Annotated in this window: 14 protein-coding genes and 1 pseudogene; 13 read left to right on the top strand and 2 right to left on the bottom strand. The window is 44.1% G+C overall.

The window, feature by feature from the left end; all coding sequences use genetic code 11:
• Window positions 1-11: 11 nt before the first annotated feature.
• From J2S25_RS15240 to J2S25_RS15180, 13 genes are all read left to right on the top strand, one after another.
• Entirely contained in the window at window positions 12-968 is a 957-nt protein-coding gene (locus J2S25_RS15240) for a ribose-phosphate diphosphokinase (RefSeq protein WP_044391081.1), read from the top strand.
• A 121-nt stretch (window positions 969-1,089) separates the two neighbouring features.
• Entirely contained in the window at window positions 1,090-1,722 is a 633-nt protein-coding gene (locus J2S25_RS15235; protein WP_044391083.1) for a 50S ribosomal protein L25/general stress protein Ctc, read from the top strand.
• A gap of 137 nt (window positions 1,723-1,859) precedes the next feature.
• The gene (pth, locus tag J2S25_RS15230) at window positions 1,860-2,420 is read left to right on the top strand and encodes an aminoacyl-tRNA hydrolase (RefSeq protein WP_044391085.1); all 561 of its coding nucleotides are present in this window, start codon (window positions 1,860-1,862) and stop codon (window positions 2,418-2,420) included.
• Window positions 2,421-2,554: 134 nt separating this feature from the next.
• Window positions 2,555-2,785, top strand: coding sequence for an anti-sigma-F factor Fin (gene fin, locus J2S25_RS15225; RefSeq protein ID WP_044391087.1), 231 nt, complete (start codon window positions 2,555-2,557; stop codon window positions 2,783-2,785).
• A 127-nt stretch (window positions 2,786-2,912) separates the two neighbouring features.
• Window positions 2,913-6,449, top strand: a complete 3,537-nt coding sequence (gene mfd / locus J2S25_RS15220; protein ID WP_044391088.1) for a transcription-repair coupling factor — start codon at window positions 2,913-2,915, stop codon at window positions 6,447-6,449.
• Between the two features lie 265 nt (window positions 6,450-6,714).
• Entirely contained in the window at window positions 6,715-7,251 is a 537-nt protein-coding gene (spoVT, locus tag J2S25_RS15215) for a stage V sporulation protein T (RefSeq protein ID WP_044391090.1), read from the top strand.
• Window positions 7,252-7,418: 167 nt separating this feature from the next.
• The gene (locus J2S25_RS15210; RefSeq protein WP_044391092.1) at window positions 7,419-9,023 is read left to right on the top strand and encodes a putative polysaccharide biosynthesis protein; all 1,605 of its coding nucleotides are present in this window, start codon (window positions 7,419-7,421) and stop codon (window positions 9,021-9,023) included.
• 30 nt (window positions 9,024-9,053) lie between these two features.
• A complete protein-coding gene (gene yabN / locus J2S25_RS15205; RefSeq protein WP_044391094.1) occupies window positions 9,054-10,517 on the top strand; it encodes a bifunctional methyltransferase/pyrophosphohydrolase YabN in 1,464 nt (487 codons plus the stop codon).
• A 39-nt stretch (window positions 10,518-10,556) separates the two neighbouring features.
• Window positions 10,557-10,829 (top strand): RNA-binding S4 domain-containing protein, encoded by a 273-nt coding sequence (locus J2S25_RS15200; protein ID WP_044391095.1) that lies wholly within the window; start codon window positions 10,557-10,559, stop codon window positions 10,827-10,829.
• An 86-nt stretch (window positions 10,830-10,915) separates the two neighbouring features.
• Window positions 10,916-11,218, top strand: coding sequence for a sporulation protein YabP (yabP, locus tag J2S25_RS15195; RefSeq protein WP_044391096.1), 303 nt, complete (start codon window positions 10,916-10,918; stop codon window positions 11,216-11,218).
• Complete coding sequence (yabQ, locus tag J2S25_RS15190) at window positions 11,215-11,850, top strand: spore cortex biosynthesis protein YabQ (RefSeq protein WP_044391097.1); 636 nt, start codon at window positions 11,215-11,217, stop codon at window positions 11,848-11,850. The genes yabP and yabQ overlap by 4 nt, the downstream gene beginning before the upstream one ends.
• 43 nt (window positions 11,851-11,893) lie before the next feature.
• On the top strand, window positions 11,894-12,292 hold the full coding sequence (locus tag J2S25_RS15185) for an FtsB family cell division protein (RefSeq protein WP_044391099.1): 399 nt from the start codon (window positions 11,894-11,896) through the stop codon (window positions 12,290-12,292).
• Between the two features lie 74 nt (window positions 12,293-12,366).
• Window positions 12,367-12,822 carry a S1 domain-containing RNA-binding protein gene (locus J2S25_RS15180; protein ID WP_044391100.1) on the top strand — a complete coding sequence of 152 codons (456 nt, stop codon included), beginning with the start codon at window positions 12,367-12,369 and terminating at the stop codon, window positions 12,820-12,822.
• 191 nt (window positions 12,823-13,013) lie between these two features.
• Here the strand turns inward: J2S25_RS15180 and J2S25_RS15175 are convergent.
• Together J2S25_RS15175 and J2S25_RS15170 are read right to left on the bottom strand one after the other, a co-directional pair.
• Window positions 13,014-13,684, bottom strand: a pseudogene (locus J2S25_RS15175) (IS630 family transposase).
• The gene (locus J2S25_RS15170) at window positions 13,681-13,851 is read right to left on the bottom strand and encodes a helix-turn-helix domain-containing protein (protein ID WP_128721481.1); all 171 of its coding nucleotides are present in this window, start codon (window positions 13,849-13,851) and stop codon (window positions 13,681-13,683) included. The pseudogene J2S25_RS15175 and the gene J2S25_RS15170 overlap by 4 nt, the downstream one beginning before the upstream one ends.
• Window positions 13,852-14,055: the final 204 nt, after the last annotated feature.

Genomic DNA, 14,055 nt, shown 5'->3' with positions numbered 1-14,055 from the left:
GGAGGTCCCAAATGTCAAACCAATATCTTGATCCAAATTTGAAAGTCTTTTCACTTAACTCCAATATAGAATTAGCCGAGGAAATTGCCAAGGTTATCGGGGTCGAACTCGGAAAATGTTCTGTATCCCAATTCAGCGACGGAGAGATCCAGATCAATATCGAGGAGAGCATCCGCGGCTGTGATGTATATGTTATCCAGTCTACCAGCTCACCGGTAAATGAGAACATCATGGAATTGCTAATCATGATCGATGCGTTAAAGCGTGCGTCAGCAAAAACGATCAATATTGTAATGCCTTATTATGGCTATGCGCGGCAAGACCGGAAAGCGCGAGCTCGTGAGCCAATCACGGCGAAGCTTGTAGCGAACCTGCTAGAGACTGCAGGTGCCACCCGCGTGATTACCCTTGATCTTCATGCTCCGCAAATTCAGGGCTTCTTCGATATTCCTATCGATCACCTGATGGGTGTGCCAATTCTTGCGGACCATTTCAAAAGCAAAGAATTGAACGGAGACGTTGTCGTTGTATCTCCTGACCACGGTGGAGTTACTCGCGCAAGGAAGATGGCTGAAAGACTGAAAGCGCCAATCGCGATTATCGATAAGCGCCGTCCAAAGCCAAATGTCGCCGAAGTCATGAATATTGTTGGGAATATTGAGGGCAAGATTGCGATTTTGATTGACGATATTATTGATACTGCTGGAACGATTACATTGGCGGCAAACGCATTAGTTGAAAATGGCGCACAAGAAGTGTACGCTTGCTGTACGCACCCTGTGTTGTCGGGTCCTGCAATGGAGCGAATCGAAAACTCGAAGATTAAAGAACTGGTTGTGACAAATTCAATTGCGCTTGCTGAAGAAAAACGCATTGAAAAGATCCTCCAGCTGTCAGTTGCTCCGCTGATCGGGGAAGCGATTATCCGCGTCCATGAAGATCAATCGGTCAGCACCTTGTTTGATTGATGTATGAAAGGGGTAAAGGTTTTCTATTCTTGCGTTTTCTAAGGAAAACGTTTAGACCCTTCTTTTTTCGGGCATTTTTTATAGAGACAAGTACTTATAAAAAAGAAAGGGGACAAGAATTATGACTGCAATATTGAAAGCAAATGAACGCAAAAATGGTCAACAATCGGCCTTAAGGAAATTACGAGCGGAGGGCCATATTCCAGCCGTATTGTACGGAAGGAATACGGATAGCCAGTCGATTTCCGTGGACAGCATAGAATTTGTCAAGACGATTCGGGAAAACGGGAGAAATGGTGTTATTTCCCTTGATTTTGGCGACAGACAGCATCGCGTTATGCTGACGGATTATCAGGGAGATCCTATTAAAAATGAAATACTCCATGCTGATTTCCTTGTTGTCGACAAGAGTTCTAAGGTTCATGCAAGCGTCAGAATCAACCTGGTCGGCGAGGCGGCAGGTGTGAAGGATGGTGGGGTCATTCAGCAGCCGCTCCATGAGGTGAATATTACGTCTTCACCGGAAAATATACCGGAATCGATTGATGTCGATGTCTCGAACTTGAAGGTCGGCGAAAACCTGACACTCGCTGATATTAAATCAGGTAATTATGAAGTAGACGATGAGGAAAGTACGGTAGTCGTTTCCATCCTTCCTCCTAAGGTAGAGGAAGAAATCAACTCCGGTGAACAACAAGAACCGGGAAAGCCTGATAAGGAAGAAGGAAGAGAAACGGCAGCAAGCAAAGAATAAGAGTAGCAATAGACGTAGCCTTCAAATGGTTACGTCTTTTGCGATTTTCATCTACAGAAAAAGGGATGGTTTTTCTGGCAATTCCCACCGAAGGGGCAAGCTGAAAATCATAAGCCTTTTGGTTAGGAGTGTGGAAAATGAGGTTATTCGTGGGGCTTGGGAATCCAGGAAGACAATACGAGCAAACAAGGCATAATATCGGCTTCGAAGTCATTGATGAATTATCCAAACGCTGGAATATACCGTTAGATCAGGCAAAACATAAAGGGTTATATGGAAAAGGATTTGTCGGCGGAGAAAAGGTCATTCTTCTGAAGCCGTTAACCTATATGAATTTGTCGGGTGAGTCCATTAGGGCGATGATCGATTATTATTCAATCGATATCGAGGAGCTCCTGTTAATTTATGATGACTTGGATATGCCAGCAGGCAGGATTCGATTGCGTCCAAAGGGAAGTGCAGGAGGCCATAACGGAATTAAGTCTACCATCGCCCATACAGGAACACAGGAATTTAAAAGGATCAGGGTAGGCATTAGCCGTCCGACGAACGGAATGGCGATCACCGATTGGGTACTTGGACGTTTTTCCGAGGAGGAGAAGGAGCTGATGAAGGAAGCTGTGCTGAAATCAGCAGATGCTTGTGAATTATGGATCAAGAAACCCTTTTTGGAAGTAATGAATACGTTTAACCAGTGAAATGGTGCAAAAATCTATGGCGATCTTCTAATTCAGTAATATAATGTTAAAATAGAATCATACACTAGTCTAAGTGCATAAGTTCCTGCTAATAGGTCAATAATGTATAATGACTTAACTCGGGAGGGACGGGCATGGCTATACATTATCATTGCCGTCATTGCGGCACGAATATCGGTTCTTTGGACAGATTGTCTGTCTACAGTGAAAGCTTAGGGTTGCACAAGCTGACAGAGGAAGAACGTCAGGAGATGGTGTCTTACTCAGGAGACGGTGACATTCATATACAATCGATCTGTGAAGACTGTCAGGAAGCACTGGAACGTAATCCGGACTTCCATCAGCATGACTACCTAATTCACTGACAAGCTTTGGATTCTATCATCCAAAGCATTTTTCTGTTTACCCTTTTTCAAGTCTAAAAAGGCAATGGCTCTGATCAATAGTACAGTTATTAGAGTAAGATTTTTAACAAGAGAGGGAGAGGTTTGGATGCAAGGGCTTAAAGCTCTTTTTAGTCAACAGGATGATGTCCAATCTGTCATTTCCGGAATGGATGCAGGGCTTAAAGAACAGCTCGTTGCAGGTCTGTCCGGTTCGGCAAGGACTGTCTTTTTAGCGGCGATTTACGAACAGACAAAGCGTCCAGTCCTGATTGTGACACATAATTTATTGCAAGCTCAAAAGCTATATGATGACCTGGTGAATTTAGTAGGCGAAAAGGACGTGTATCTTTATCCAGCTAATGAGTTGATTGCTGCTGAGATCAGTATTTCCAGCCCCGAGCTAAAGGCGCAGCGGATCGAAGTGTTAAATCACTGGAGCAAAAAGAAAACAGGGATAGTGATTGTTCCGATGGCGGGTTTGAGAAAGATATTGCCGCCGAGGGAGCTTTGGTCAAGATTTCAGTTATCATTCAAGCTTGGGGATGAAGTAGAACTCGAATCGTTATGGAACCGCTTTGTCAGCATGGGTTATGTTAGGGCGGAAATGGTATCAGCGCCGGGCGAATTTAGTGTTCGAGGCGGAATCATTGATATTTATCCGCTTACATCCTCGGACCCGATCAGGATGGAGCTGTTTGACACGGAAGTAGATTCAATCAGAACGTTCTCGCTCGAGGATCAGCGTTCGAAAGAAAAAATGAAGGCTGTCGAAATCGGGCCAGCGACGGAAAATCTAGTGGAGCAGGAGCATCTGGATCGGCTAGTTTCGGGCCTTGAGGATGGTCTGGCAAAAAGCCTGCAAAAACTTAAAGATGACAAAGTGAAAACGCTGATGTTGCAGAATGTCGGCTATGAACTGGAACAGCTCCGCAATGGCCAAAAGCCGGATCAACTATTCAAATACTTATCGATTGCTTATGAAAAACCTAGGAGTTTACTAGATTACTTGCCGGCGAATGGTTTCCTGTTTATAGATGAAATCAGCAGGGTCCAGGAGATGAATGAATCACTCAGCAAGGAGGAGGCGGAGTGGTATACTAGCCTCCTTGGCGAAGGGCAAATTATCCATGATTTGAAAATTTCCCATCATCTTCCTGACTTGATGAGTAAAACGCAAAAGCCAATTGTCTATTTATCTTTATTTTTACGGCATGTACCAAACACAAGCCCGCAAAACATTATCAATATTTCCTGCAAACCGATGCAGAATTTTCATGGACAAATGAATGTGCTGAAAGGCGAAGTGGATCGCTGGCGCAAAGGAAATTATGCAGTCATTTTCCTTGGCTCGGATGCCGACAGGGTGAAGAAGCTCGAGCGCGTCCTCGAAGATTATGAGATTCATGCAGCAAAAGTGGGGAGCAAGCAGGAATTGCTTCCGGGCAAGGTGCAAATTACTCAGGGAAGTTTGAATACAGGCTTTGAATTTCCAATTCAGAAGATTGCCCTGATCACGGAAGAGGAGCTTTTCAATAAGAAAACAAAGAAACCAGCAAGACGGCAGAAGCTTTCGAATGCCGAGCGAATCAAAAGTTATTCGGAGCTGAAAATTGGTGATTATGTCGTCCATGTCAATCATGGAATCGGGAAATACCTTGGCATTGAAACGCTGGTCATCAATGGCGTCCATAAGGATTATCTCCATATTCGCTATCATGGGACAGATAAGCTGTATGTACCTGTCGAGCAAATAGACCTTGTTCAGAAGTATGTAGGCTCTGAGGGGAAAGAGCCGAAGATCTATAAGCTCGGCGGAAGCGATTGGAAACGTGTTAAGAGCAAGGTGCAATCCTCTGTTCAGGATATTGCGGATGATCTAATCAAGCTATATGCAGAGCGGGAGGCAAGTGTCGGCCATGCGTATTCACCGGACGGCGAGATGCAGCGGGATTTCGAAATATCGTTTCCTTATCAGGAAACAGAGGATCAACTCCGTTCCATCCAAGAAATCAAGCGGGATATGGAGCGGGAACGTCCGATGGATCGCCTGTTATGTGGGGATGTTGGCTACGGGAAAACAGAGGTGGCCATCAGGGCGGCATTCAAAGCGATTGCGGAAGGCAAGCAGGTGGCATTCCTTGTGCCGACGACGATCCTTGCGCAGCAGCATTATGAAACGCTTCGCGAACGGTTTCAAGACTTCCCGATCACTATCGGCGTGATGAGCAGATTTCGGACACGCAAGCAGCAAACGGAGACAATTAAGGGCTTGAAAGCTGGTAGTATTGATATTGTCGTCGGGACGCACAGGCTTTTATCAAAAGAAATCACTTATCGTGATCTCGGATTGCTGATCATTGATGAAGAACAGCGGTTCGGGGTTTCCCATAAAGAGAAGATTAAGCAGCTGAAAACAAACGTCGACGTCTTGACTTTGACGGCAACTCCGATCCCGAGAACCCTCCATATGTCGATGCTTGGTGTTAGAGACCTGTCCGTCATTGAAACGCCGCCAGAAAACCGTTTCCCGGTCCAGACCTATGTCATGGAATACAATGGGGAACTTGTTCGTGAAGCAATCGAACGCGAACTGGCGAGGGATGGACAAGTATACTTTCTATATAACTGGGTCGAGGACATTGAACGCAAAGCCGAAGAAATTTCGATGTTGGTTCCGGATGCACGCGTTACGTATGCTCACGGCCGGATGAATGAAAATGAGCTTGAATCGGTAATGCTTGGTTTCCTTGAGGGAGAGTACGATGTCCTCGTCAGCACGACGATTATTGAGACAGGTGTGGATATACCGAACGTAAACACCTTAATCGTTCATGACGCAGATCGAATGGGACTTTCCCAGCTTTACCAGCTGCGTGGAAGGGTTGGCCGCTCCAACAGGGTGGCCTATGCCTACTTTACGTACCGAAAAGACAAGATACTTACAGAAGTGGCGGAAAAACGCTTGCAGACGATCAAAGAGTTCACCGAACTAGGCTCCGGGTTTAAAATCGCGATGCGCGACCTGTCCATTCGAGGGGCCGGGAATCTGCTTGGTGCCCAGCAGCATGGTTTCATTGATTCAGTCGGTTTTGACTTGTATTCGCAAATGCTCAAGGAAGCTATCGAAGAACGCAAGCCTGAAAAAGAACAAATCCGCAAACCATCTATTGAAATCGATCTGGAGCTTGATGCCTATATCCCGGAAACTTTTATTTCTGATGGTCATCTTAAAATTGAGATGTATAAGCGTTTTCGTGCGATCGAGACTTTGAAAGATATTGATGAACTGAAAGAAGAAATCACCGATCGGTTCGGGGATTATCCTCAGGAGGTTGAAACTCTTTTCAAGGTGGCAGAGCTTAAAGTATATGCAATTACTGCAGGGGTGGAATCCATCAAACAGGGAAAGGATGTTGTGACGATTCTTTTAACTGAGGATGGCAGCACCCTGATTGACGGGCAGAAGGTGTTCAGGCTGAGCAGCCAGTACAGGAATGCAGTAGGTCTTGGAATGGATGGGGATAAGTTGAAGATAGTCATCCATACAAAATTACTGAAGGATCATCATTGGTTTGAGATTACTTTCAAGATGGTTCAAGGACTTCATGACTCCCAAAAAGAACAGGAACAGACAGGATCATGACGTGTGGAAAAATTTTGTAATATAAATGTAAAACAAGAAAGTGTTTCAATAAAGATAGACAAGGGTAAATTTCTGGTGTACGCAAAAATCGACTGGAAGGTTTATCCGTTTTTGGCACCTTTATCACTTCAAAGAAATTCACAATCAGAAGTGTATAGAACTTTCCATATGAAAGATACTAAGTTCAAATCTTGGTAAGGATGATTAAATAAGCCATTATCGTTACCAAAAAAATAATCATCAGATGAAAGTGAGGCAACATTGGATGAAAGCAACTGGTATTGTTCGTCGAATCGATGATTTAGGTCGTGTCGTTATTCCTAAAGAAATTAGAAGAACCCTTCGAATTCGTGAAGGAGATCCACTGGAAATTTTCGTAGATCGCGATGGGGAAGTAATTCTTAAGAAATATTCTCCCATCAGCGAATTGGGAGATTTTGCGAAGGAGTATGCAGAAGCGCTGTATGACAGTCTTGGCAATCCGGTATTAATTTGCGACCGAGATACTTATATCACAGTGGCTGGTGGTTCCAAGAAAGACTACTTGAATAAAAGCATTAGTGAACATGTTGAGAAGACAATGGAAGACCGTACTCCTTCGCTTGTGAACCAGCAATCTACCTTCGAGCTTGTAGAAGGGAACGAAGAGGCGATTTCTGCGTATACAATCGGTCCGATCATCGCAAACGGGGATCCAATAGGAGCAGTGATCATCTTCGCGAAAGAAGGATCCTTAGGAGAAGTTGAACAAAAGGCAGTGGAAACAGCAGCTGGCTTCCTTGCAAGACAAATGGAGCAATAACGGAGTTCTATCCCGCTTTTCTTATCATACCTGAATGGGCAGCTTTCTAAGCTGCCTGTTTTTTCATTTCGCAATTTTCCTTGTAGAGTGGTCTTTATCGCTTGGAGCTGGCATGTTCGTATTATGATATAATACGGTTGAAACTGATTATTGGAAGGAGCTGGGCGATGAAGCCCGTTGTAGATTCAATCGAATTAATGAAGGGCGCCATGATTTTGACCGTGGCAGCACTGGTTACCAAAATATTAAGCGCTGTTTACCGTGTCCCGTTCCAGAACATTGTCGGAGACATTGGTTTTTATATTTATCAGCAAGTCTATCCTTTTCTGGGCATCTTCACGGTTTTATCTACATATGGATTTCCTGTGATCATCTCTAAATTATACACAGAGGAGCAGGCAAGTGGTTATCATGGCAGGGCGGACAGGCTATTGGCCTTGTCGCTTTTGATTCTCGGTATGATGGGGGGACTGCTTTTTGCCTTTTTCTTTTTTGGCGCGTCTTGGATTTCCGGAAAAGTCGGAGATCCTGAATTAACGCCACTGTTCCAAGTTGTTGCAGTTCCGTTTTTGTTTTTCCCATTCATCTCGGTATTGCGGGGGTATTTTCAAGGGAAGGGAAATATGGTTCCGACAGCGATTTCCCAGGTTTCTGAACAATTCTTTCGCGTCACGACTATCCTGATCCTATCGGCAGTGTTTGTGCAGCACGGCCTATCCCTATATGTAACAGGAACCGCAGCAGTATTCGGATCAATAATCGGAGGACTTGTATCGGTGCTACTGCTAGGGTTTTTCTTTTTGAAAAATAGGGGCCAGGCCCCATTCAAGCATTTTTCTATTAAGGACATGCTTCATGATGCAGCATGGGCTGTAAAAGCACTTATGATACAGGGACTTGCCATCAGCGTCAGCGGTATGCTGTTGATCTTGTTTCAGCTAGCAGACTCGTTGAACCTGTATCATTCCTTGCTTGGTACAGGTTTGACGGCTATGGAAGCAAAGTCGGCAAAAGGGGTTTTTGACCGGGGACAGCCGCTTATCCAGCTTGGAGCTATTGTTGCAACCTCGATGTCATTGAGCCTTGTTCCAGCAATTTCTCTGGACAAAACAAACGCCCTTAAAGAAAGAATGCTCTCGAAGGTCCAGCTCGCGCTTCAGGTAAGCTTGGTTTTTGGCGCAGCAGCAGCGGTAGGATTGTCGAGCATCATCGCCCCGGTGAATCGGATGCTGTTTAGGAATTCCGATGGTTCAAATGTTCTCGCAGTACTGAGCCTGATGATCTTATTTGTCTCTGTTATATTGACGATTATGAGCATCCTCCAAGGGCTGGATCATCCGCTATTTCCGGCCGCAGCCGTGCTTTTTGGTTTTTTTCTAAAATATATCGCGAACCTTATTTTAATCCCGTATTTCGGGACGATGGGCGCTGCCTGGGCCACGCTGATAGCCATGCTCGCCGTTCTGCTCGTCTTGATGGCAAAATTACGGCGCGAATTGGGTGGCCCAGTTTTATCCATTCTGTTTATTAGCAAAGTCTTGCTATCTTCGGCTGTAATGGCTGTTTTTTTACGATTATTTTTATGGATAACAAATTTTGGTTATGCGTGGGTAGAACCGGATCGACTCGGAGCTATTTTCCAGGCAGTAAGCTCGGTGGCAATTGGGGCATTTATTTATTTTTTTGTACTGGTTAAAACAAAAGCTTTTCCTGAAGAGGAGCTGGCGTCACTGCCATTCGGAAGCCGGATTGTACAGCTTTTTACCAGGTAATGCCTAATGAAAAATAGGAGGAAGCGAGACATGAAGAAACAGATTGTCATTATCGGGCTTGGCGCTGGCGACCTTGATCAGCTGCCGCTTGGCGTATATAGAACGCTGCAACAGGAGAAGAACCTGTTTTTACGGACAAAGGAGCACCCGGTCGTTGCGGAGCTCGAGAAGGAGGGCATCCAGTTTCATTCGTTTGATGCGGTTTATGAGAAGCACGATCAGTTTGCGGCTGTTTATGAGGAAATCACGGAATTCTTGATGGCAGAAGCAAACAGGGCACCCGTAACGTATGTCGTTCCCGGACATCCTTTGATTGCGGAGCGAACCGTGCAGCTATTGCTTGAACGAGGTCCGAAACGTGAAATAGAGATCGCGATCGGTGGCGGTCAAAGCTTCCTTGATGCGATGTTCCAATCGCTGAAAATGGATCCGATCGATGGATTCCAACTGCTCGATGGCACGGCTCTTGTAAAAGAAGATCTGCTGCTTCGTAGCCATATTATCATCGGCCAGGTGTATGATTCGTTTGTTGCCTCTGACGTCAAGCTAACGCTGATGGAAAAATTGCCGGATGACTATGAGGTATATATCGTCACGGCAGCAGGTAGCAAGGAGGAAGTGGTAAAAAAAATACCATTGTATGAACTCGACCGGGAGATGGAAATCAGCAATCTGACATCGGTATATGTTCCTCCAGTGAAAGATGAGCAAATCCTCTACAAGAACTTTTCGAAGCTGCGGGGAATTATATCAGAACTGCGAGGACCAAACGGCTGTCCGTGGGATAAAAAGCAAACCCATCAATCCTTAAAGAAATACTTGATCGAAGAGTCCTACGAATTGCTTGAAGCCATTGACAATGAGGATATAGACCATATGATAGAGGAGTTGGGAGATGTACTTCTGCAGGTCATGCTTCATGCTCAGATTGGCGAAGATGATGGATATTTCTCGATTGACGATGTCATCGAAGGGTTAACGTCAAAAATGATCCGCAGGCACCCTCATGTTTTTGGCGGCAAGACAGTAGAAAATGAAGCAGATGTCCTGCGCAATTGGCAGGAAATCAAAAAGCAGGAAAAAGGCGGCGCAGTAAAATCAGTGCTTGAGGGTGCCGGCAAAGGACTGCCAAACTTATTGAGGGCATGTGAATTGCAAAAAGAAGCAGCGAAAGTTGGTTTTGATTGGAAGACAGTAGCCCCCATCCTCGATAAGATTAAGGAAGAAATCGAGGAGCTCTCAGCTGAAATGGGCGAGAATAGCCAGTTTGATGACATGGAATTAGAGTACGGCGACCTGCTCTTTGCGCTCGTAAACTTTGCAAGGCATTATAACATTAATCCTGAACAGGCATTACACAAGACAAACCAGAAATTTATTCGCCGTTTTGCTTTTCTCGAACAGAAAGCCGCTGAAAAGGGGCGGAAGCTTGAAGCCCATTCCCTGGAAGAGCTTGATGACTATTGGAATGAAGCGAAGAAACGCGGATTATAAGGTAATAAATACCAATTATTGAAAAGAGGTTTAATTGCATTGAGACTGGATAAATTTTTAAAAGTATCAAGATTGATCAAAAGAAGAACATTGGCAAAGGAAGTATCGGATCAAGGAAGAATTTCCGTCAACGGTGTTCCTGCAAAAGCGAGCACGAATGTAAAAGCCGGCGATGAGTTGGCGATCCGCTTCGGGCAGAAGACTGTTTCTGTCAAAATTGAGCGGATTCAGGAGAATTCTCGTAAGGAGGAAGCGGCAGAAATGTATACAATCCTTGGAGAAGACCGAATTCCCGGAGATGACCAAGAGTAATTTTGCTACATCGTAAGACTTGTTCTATTTTGACTGCTCCCATCATAAGCATGTACAAATGTGCATTATGATTGCGAGGGGTTAAGATGAACCAATATTATGAATCCAACCAAGCGAAAAGCAATTTGCCAGATCATGACTTAGTGATGAGGGGCAGACGGACATTAGAAATCACCGGAGTAAAGCAGGTAGAAAGCTTTGATAACGAAGAATTCCTGTTGGAGACAGTCATGGGATTTCTGGCAATTAAAGGTCAAAATTTACAAATGAAGAATTTGGATGTCGACAAGGGAATCGTCTCGATCAAGGGGAAAATCTTTGATCTGGTCTACCTAGATGAGCAGAATGGGGAGAAAGCTAAAGGATTCTTTAGCAAACTATTCCGATGACACTGTCGACCCAATTTTTGACGATGCTCGCCATGATTGGGATGGGCAGCCTATTCGGAGCTTCACTAGATACTCATAATCGCTTCCTGAAAAGATCAAAGCGGAAATCCTGGATCGTTTTCATCAATGACATCCTGTTTTGGGTATTCCAAAGTTTGTCGATTTTTTATGTGTTATTTTCCGTTAATTTAGGGGAATTGCGTTTTTATATCTTCCTGGCATTATTATGCGGCTTTGCGGCTTATCAAAGCTTGTTTAAGACAATGTACCTGAAACTGCTCGAGCAGACAATCACCGTTACGATCAATATGTATCTTTTCTTCGTCAAAGCTGTAATGATCCTCCTAGTTAAGCCGCTGCGAGTGCTTGTCACTACTGCTCTATCACTCGTACTCCTTATGGGGAGAGGGCTTTTTTCTCTGCTGAAATGGATTCTTTTCGTTACGTTATCGCTGCTGAAAAACCTCATTTTGAAGCCAGTTAAGATGATATTGCTGTTTTTTTGGAAACTTTTGCCGAAAACAGTTAAAAAAAGCGTCGAGAAGTTATATAATAAATGGGCAGGATTTCTAAATGTCGTAAAGAATTATGTTACTAAGCCGATAAAATGGATAAAGAACTTTAAGAAATAGATACCATAAAAGTGAAAAATACATGTTAGGGGGACTGCGGGGAATGAGTGTTATCAGGAAAAGGAATATAGCCAGGATGGAGAACCAATACGTACAGCAGCACAAAAAAGCGGGTATAGCACAAACAAGGAAGCGAAAACTGCTGTTTAGGCGCCTCGCAGTCTTTGCTCTATTCGTATCGATCATCTCCTATTTGATGATCTCCACCTTCGTATCCCAGACGGCTGCGCTGGAAAAGAAGCAGACGGACAAAGCGCAGCTAGAGCAAAAATTAATAAGCCTAAAGAAAAAGCAGAAAATTCTCGATGAGGAAATTGTCAAATTGAATGATGACGAATACATAGCGAAGCTTGCCCGCAAGGAATACTTCCTATCCGAAAAGAACGAAATCATCTTCAACCTTCCAAAAGAGAAAAAGAACTCCCAGGATTCGGCTTATTGACACTCTTTTTTGATATTCTGTATAATATAAAGTAAGTTTGATTTTTTATATCTTTAAGGAGGCAAAACTTTTTTATGTCAATCGAAGTAGGCAGCAAGCTACAGGGAAAGGTAACAGGTATTACAAATTTCGGGGCGTTTGTGGAACTGCCGGGAGGCTCAACTGGACTGGTCCATATCAGTGAGGTTGCAGACAATTATGTCAAGGATATCAATGACCACCTCAAAGTGGGCGACCAGGTTGAAGTAAAGGTAATCAATGTTGAAAAAGACGGGAAAATAGGTTTATCAATCAAAAAAGCGGTGGACCGTCCAGACCGACCAGAGCGGCCTGCAAGACCAGACCGACCAGACCGACCTTACTCTCAGCGTCCTCGCGGTGGCGGAAGAGGAAATGACACCCGAAATGTCCGTCCTGAAAATTTCGAGTCCAAAATGGCGAAATTTCTGAAGGATAGTGAAGACCGTTTGTCAACTCTGAAACGTGCTACCGAATCCAAGCGCGGTGGTAGAGGAGCCAGAAGAGGGTAACTTGCTGCTAAGTGACGATATATAATAGCAGGTAATATGCTATACCAAGACAAGTCGATTGCTGGCTTGTCTTTTGTCTTGTTTAGAAAATTATTTAGTTGTGGATTAAAATGAAATTTCTATATAGAATGCCAAAAAGAATCCCTATAAATGAATGCAAAGACGTTCTACAACGTTTGACAAATCTTTGCTTATCTCTTCAAGGAATGATTTGACGGCAACCCTAATTTTTTTACCGAAGAAAAGAAGACGTTATGGGTCACAGACTTTTTTAGCCAGCCCCACAGGCTTTCAACCAGATTTAGCTGCGGACTATATGGAGGAAAACAAATTTCAGTTTGTCCTTATTTTCATCAAGGAACGGCTGGATCATCTTTGCATAATGGATGCGGGCATTATCTAGAATCATGACGGTCTTTCCCGTCGGATAGGTGGCAAGGAAATTCTTCAGGAAGCCAAGGAAGACTTCGGCATCGTACTTGCCATGTTCCTCGAAGTAGACATCGCCTGTCTCATAGTCCAGGGTTGCGAGCAGTTTTGCCCCTTCGTGCTTCCCATACGTGGGAATGATCTTTTGCTCTCCCTTCGGAAACCAGGTTCTTCCGATTGCCTGGTAATCCCTGATCATGCATTCGTCCTCGAACACGATTCGATCAATTTCGCCATGAAGCAATTTTTTTAACTGGTCGAATTCCTGTTTGAATTCTTCCTGTTTTTTTGGGTCTGCCATCGCAAGAGAATAAGTCGGGCGGGTATTGCTAAAGCCAAGGCGGTGGAGCAGCCAGTTCGTTCCCCTTCCTGAATAAGTGACCTGAAACTCTTTTTCAATCCAGGCTGCAAGAAGGGACGCGGTCCAGTTCATTGCGGCAGTTGCCCTACCTCCGCAGGCGTCTTATCCCTGACTGTTTCATACACTTTCTGTTCCTGTTCAGGAGTTAGCATCGGACGTCTTCCAGTGGAACAACCCATATCAAGGCCAGCAAGACCGGATGTACGGTAGGCTTTCACATAGTCACCAATGGAAAACATTTCGTCAATCTATATATATTGTTCAACAAACTCTAATTTAACTGGAGCAATCCTTGAAATTCAATATGAACTTATATAGTTTATTTCTTTTCTTTTTTAGTTCTGTAAATCACATATTTTTCTATGCCATGTCCTATGAATCCAATTATAATCCCTAAAAGAAGACCACTAAAAACAGGGCTTGATAAGTGTTTAGACAAGTAG

This window comes from Mesobacillus stamsii (assembly GCF_030814065.1).
Taxonomy (GTDB): Bacteria; Bacillota; Bacilli; order Bacillales; family Cytobacillaceae; genus Mesobacillus; species Mesobacillus stamsii.
The sequence above is the reverse complement of the archived record's forward strand: the minus strand, read 5'-3'. Positions and strand labels throughout refer to the sequence as shown.

Bases quoted from the DNA above. Each gene is read 5' to 3' on its own strand.
- J2S25_RS15180 (WP_044391100.1), top strand. From the start codon at position 12,367: ATGTCAATCGAAGTAGGCAGCAAGCTACAGGGAAAGGTAACAGGTATT.
- yabQ (WP_044391097.1), top strand. From the start codon at position 11,215: ATGACACTGTCGACCCAATTTTTGACGATGCTCGCCATGATTGGGATG.
- J2S25_RS15235 (WP_044391083.1), top strand. From the start codon at position 1,090: ATGACTGCAATATTGAAAGCAAATGAACGCAAAAATGGTCAACAATCG.
- J2S25_RS15210 (WP_044391092.1), top strand. From the start codon at position 7,419: ATGAAGCCCGTTGTAGATTCAATCGAATTAATGAAGGGCGCCATGATT.
- mfd (WP_044391088.1), top strand. From the start codon at position 2,913: ATGCAAGGGCTTAAAGCTCTTTTTAGTCAACAGGATGATGTCCAATCT.
- yabN (WP_044391094.1), top strand. From the start codon at position 9,054: ATGAAGAAACAGATTGTCATTATCGGGCTTGGCGCTGGCGACCTTGAT.
- J2S25_RS15185 (WP_044391099.1), top strand. From the start codon at position 11,894: ATGAGTGTTATCAGGAAAAGGAATATAGCCAGGATGGAGAACCAATAC.
- pth (WP_044391085.1), top strand. From the start codon at position 1,860: ATGAGGTTATTCGTGGGGCTTGGGAATCCAGGAAGACAATACGAGCAA.
- J2S25_RS15170 (WP_128721481.1), bottom strand. From the start codon at position 13,851: ATGTTTTCCATTGGTGACTATGTGAAAGCCTACCGTACATCCGGTCTT.
- J2S25_RS15240 (WP_044391081.1), top strand. From the start codon at position 12: ATGTCAAACCAATATCTTGATCCAAATTTGAAAGTCTTTTCACTTAAC.
- yabP (WP_044391096.1), top strand. From the start codon at position 10,916: ATGAACCAATATTATGAATCCAACCAAGCGAAAAGCAATTTGCCAGAT.
- spoVT (WP_044391090.1), top strand. From the start codon at position 6,715: ATGAAAGCAACTGGTATTGTTCGTCGAATCGATGATTTAGGTCGTGTC.
- fin (WP_044391087.1), top strand. From the start codon at position 2,555: ATGGCTATACATTATCATTGCCGTCATTGCGGCACGAATATCGGTTCT.